We start from the raw sequence: 4037 nt of genomic DNA on the forward strand, positions 1-4037 counted from the left end.
GTTTTAAGGGGGGGATGGGGAATGTCGGAAGAGTTGAATCGGGAAATACTTGATGGTGAAATTAAGAAAATAAATCAAAAATCAGATACAATTGGTGAACGAAGAGGAATATCAACTCCTCTTAAATTTATTGCAGTAATAGTAGGGTTTATAATTGTAGGTCCTCTACTTATGATGGTTATTGGAATTATAGGTAGGATATTTCATATTGGTTGAGTTATCTGTTGTTACGCTAACGGGCAGGATAGCGCAAATACCTGTGCGTATATAAAGAAATAAATGTAAACTGAATCTTGTTCCAAAGGAGCGATAGAACTGGACACGGCTGAATTAAGAAAATTCGTAAATGAAAAGAAACCGTTCGAGAAAGCCAAGGAAGATTTTTGGAATTGGATAAATAATTGGAAGGAAGATGACCCCGAAGATTATTATGAAGTGTTCGGAAATGAAGATATCTCCTCGATAGAGCTAACAAAAGAACGAATTGCTTTGGTTATTAATTATCGGTTTGATACACCGATTGAATTTATTCAAACGACATTAAACGTCAGCTATAAAGAAAGCTTGATTGCCAAGTACCACTACATGCAAGATTTTAATGGAAAGGTTGTAGATGATGTACTAAGTTTTGAGAAATATTCAATACTCACGACAGATGATTAAGCTAACGGGAAACGTTAGTTGAACAAATAAGGGGCAGTTTGCTGTGGCAGCTTCTCCCTTTCTTTATTAAGCTAACGGGCAGGATACTTTCAATATACGCTAATATAGATGGTAACGTTACATACTGGGGGATTTAAGCCATGACTAATATAAACTTTCTGGAGATAAGATTAGCCAGCAGATATGGAGAAGATGTTTCAAAAGAAGAAAACAACACAGTATTTGCTGACTTAATCATTGATTCGGTATCCTTATTTCAAAGGCTGAAAGAGTACGACTTCGTACCTGCCTTTGGTTGGGGTAATGATGAGAATCAACAGCTTATAACTGATTACTATTTATTTAAATATCCCTTTGAATTTAAGTATCATAGGTATCCAATATTGATTTGTCCGCAGTGCGGTGATTTAGAATGCGGATATATTTCTGTAGCTATTGATAAAGAGTCAGATATTGTTGAGTGGAGTAACTTTTACTTAGAACATAATAACCAACCACTCGATATTGAACCTTTCCACTTTAAATGGGATAACTACAAATCAGCAATAGAGAAAGCTTATGAAATCGGGCGATTACGCTAACGGGCAGGATAGTTGAATGATTTCGCGAATAACTTAAGTCATGACGAATTTACGAAGTTCGCAAAAAAGACGTTAGCCGAAAGAAGTTCTTAGTTTAGGAGGAGTCTATATGATATTAGAAAAAGTTATAAATAGAATTGTAATACAAAGTGAATATAAGGATTTTGTTGATAAGTATATAGATAATATACTTACCGAATTTAAAGGTAAGATTCATAGCATTTATATGTGTGGCTCGATTCCAAAAGGAACTGCTAAACCTTTTAAGTCAGATGCAGACTTTACTATTGTATGTGTAAATCCCAAAGATATTGATTACGAAAGATTTTATTTGTAGCATTCGCTTCTGTTCATGTAAAAGGCTTTGGATTGCTTGATTTTATTAAAGATGGTGTTAAGTAAAGTAATGTCGTTATGTATGGTGTAGGAGGCTGGAAAATTTTCGAGCTAACTGAATTGTAGTTTAATACATAGTAAATGAAGTTGCTACTCTTGTAGCAGCAACTACTTTACCGAATATAGATGACTGGGACTGGGCGTGCAGAAATCTCTCATTCAGGCAAGAGCAGAATACAGGAAATATCAGTTCATAGACTCTGCCGAAATTGTCTCACACCCGTTGAATATCGCAAACTTTTGGAAACAACTGTTCAAAGCTGTTCGCAATTGTGTTGTTTGCTTCACACCGTTCTCGTACCAGATGTTTTTAACAACGAGTGTTCCAGTTTTTCTCTCCGCGATAATCTCGGCTCGTCCAATGAAGCTCTCTCCATATAATAGAGGCAGCACATAATAGCCGAATTTTCGTTTGATTGCAGGCGTGTAAATCTCCCAGGTGTAATCAAAGTCAAACAATTCGTTGATAAGTTTTCTGTCCCATATGAAATTATCTAGCGGGGCAATAAGCTCGCAACGCAATTTCGGCTCCTGATTTTGCAGAACGGCTTCAATAAGCGGTAAATCCTCCGCGAGGCAGTACAGCATATCCTTCATTTGCTCCACGGCAACAGCAACAATGCGAGCTTCGTGTAATAGCTGGCGGAAAACCTCTTTGCGCTGTGCAGCTTTCAGCCCCCATATATTCAACCATGCATCTGACGCACGATTCCATAAGAGACCAACCGAGCCGATTCGCCGTAGTACCCGCCACTTATGATGCTCAAGCTCATCTTCCAGYGGCTCTGATGCACTCAGCAGATTTGGCTGTATGTACTTCTTGGCTATATCGTAATATTTACGTGTTCCTTTTTTATGATGGATAATCAACTCACCCGTCGAATACATCTGTTCCAGCACTGATCGAGATGAATTGTTTCCACTGCTCCAGTGGATTGCCGATCGCCAAGAGAAATCTCCATCCAACTTTAAATCATCCGAACTTAGTGCACCGTGATTTTGGATATGAGCCCGTACTTGCGCTGTCAACGCTTCCATTTCGGGATAGCGTTCGGCATGTTGTCGGGCGGCCTGCCTGTATCGCTCAAAATACGGCCAGTCCTCGACAGGGATAATGGCCAGGTTCTTGTCGGGATAATCGACAAGGCTTCTATCCTCATACAGCAAATCGGCGAGCATTCCCTTAGTAAATCCTTTGATTCGCGACTGTAACACCAATTCGGCGTTTTTTCCGCAAACATCGATGGGGTCGTATTGAATACAGCCAACCTGCCGAGCAAAGTCCAATACGCCCTGCTTCCCGCTAAATTTATATTCGTCCAAAAGTCCGTGTTTCAACAACAGAAATTGCCGTGCCTGGCGGTTTGTTAATTGGATCATGTGCGCACCTACCTCTAGTTTAGTTTTCTTATTATATTACAGAGGGGGATGGAGGGGAAAAGGAAAGCGAAGGCGTGAAGGGAAATTTGTTCACGTCCTCGCTGGGGTGTTTCGTGGACTTTTTATTGGCCGGCTCGAGTCCAGTGCAATACCGAACTCAAAACAATCAATCAGCCGCATAATAAAAACTCTAACTTTAAGTAATACTACCCAGGAGGGCATCTTTTCGTTATTGCATTTCTTTTGTTGGGCCCATCACAGGTGGTACTGGTAAGCCTGCTTGACGTAATAGCACCATCATTTGGCCGCGGTGATGTGTTTGGTGGTCAATTAAGAAACGTAATAATGCACCTTTTGTTGCAACACTCGCAATGCCTGTTTCTGTTAGCAAGTCCACATCTGATAACTTAGCTACCTCTTCCTTGACCGCCTCTGCTGCTTTTTCGTAAGCTGCTATAATTTCTCTTGCTGTCGCTGGAACTGGTTCATCTTGACCAATCATTGGTACAGTTAAACCTGCTAAACGACTAAAATAACCTGTTGTTTCTACTAAATGCCAGCTTAACCAACCAAGTGTACTATGCCCTTCCAAAATACTTTGTCCTAATTTGTCATCTGTTACGGCTTGTAATACTTGCAATGTCCCTTCCACAGCCACTGCCCATTCCTTTAAAAAATCATCCACTTGTCGATACATCCAAACTCCTCCTCTATCATTCACTTCTATTTTATTATACAAAATAGAAAGGAAAAATACAAACGTATGTTCTCGTTAAAAGTGTGTGCAAAAAACATCTGTAACCGCTAAACTTGAGAATACAAACAAATAGGTTAGTGAGATGAGCGATTTGAGTAACGAAAAAATACCAAAAAACAAGCGATGTAAGCATTAAAAATCGTAGAGGAGTTGCTTGGAAGTTCGATAGTCGGGGTATATCTATTTGGTTCTGCAGTAAATGGTGGCTTACACATTAATAGTTAGGTAGATGTCCTAGTGATCGCGAATCATTTTTTACC

General features: G+C 39.6%; 5 protein-coding genes and 2 pseudogenes. 5 read left to right on the forward strand and 2 right to left on the reverse strand.

Going from position 1 to position 4037, the window contains the following annotated elements:
- From AC1DWN_RS29295 to AC1DWN_RS29310, 4 genes and pseudogenes are all read left to right on the forward strand, one after another.
- The coding region (locus AC1DWN_RS29295) for a hypothetical protein (protein ID WP_477562409.1) at positions 1–216 on the forward strand (216 nt) is incomplete at its 5' end.
- Positions 217–435: 219 nt separating this feature from the next.
- Entirely contained in the window at positions 436–663 is a 228-nt protein-coding gene (locus tag AC1DWN_RS29300; RefSeq protein WP_477562410.1) for a hypothetical protein, read from the forward strand.
- A gap of 140 nt (positions 664–803) precedes the next feature.
- A complete protein-coding gene (locus tag AC1DWN_RS29305; RefSeq protein ID WP_477562411.1) occupies positions 804–1244 on the forward strand; it encodes an oxidoreductase in 441 nt (146 codons plus the stop codon).
- A 109-nt stretch (positions 1245–1353) separates the two neighbouring features.
- Positions 1354–1569, forward strand: a pseudogene (locus AC1DWN_RS29310) (nucleotidyltransferase domain-containing protein); the annotation flags it as partial.
- Positions 1570–1826: 257 nt separating this feature from the next.
- Here AC1DWN_RS29310 and AC1DWN_RS29315 read toward each other — a convergent pair.
- Together AC1DWN_RS29315 and AC1DWN_RS29320 are read right to left on the reverse strand one after the other, a co-directional pair.
- Complete coding sequence (locus AC1DWN_RS29315; RefSeq protein ID WP_477562412.1) at positions 1827–3020, reverse strand: winged helix-turn-helix domain-containing protein; 1194 nt, start codon at positions 3018–3020, stop codon at positions 1827–1829.
- Between the two features lie 229 nt (positions 3021–3249).
- Entirely contained in the window at positions 3250–3717 is a 468-nt protein-coding gene (locus AC1DWN_RS29320) for a DinB family protein (protein WP_477562413.1), read from the reverse strand.
- A gap of 142 nt (positions 3718–3859) precedes the next feature.
- On the opposite strand from AC1DWN_RS29320, the pseudogene AC1DWN_RS29325 reads away from it, so the two are divergent.
- Positions 3860–3999 (forward strand): annotated as a pseudogene (locus AC1DWN_RS29325) (aminoglycoside nucleotidyltransferase ANT(9)); the annotation flags it as partial.
- Positions 4000–4037: the final 38 nt, after the last annotated feature.

Source organism: Paenibacillus sp. P4_A7, from assembly GCF_056402455.1.

Excerpts from the sequence above, each read along its gene's own strand:
- AC1DWN_RS29305 (WP_477562411.1), top strand. The coding sequence starts at position 804 with ATGACTAATATAAACTTTCTGGAGATAAGATTAGCCAGCAGATATGGA.
- AC1DWN_RS29320 (WP_477562413.1), bottom strand. The coding sequence starts at position 3,717 with ATGTATCGACAAGTGGATGATTTTTTAAAGGAATGGGCAGTGGCTGTG.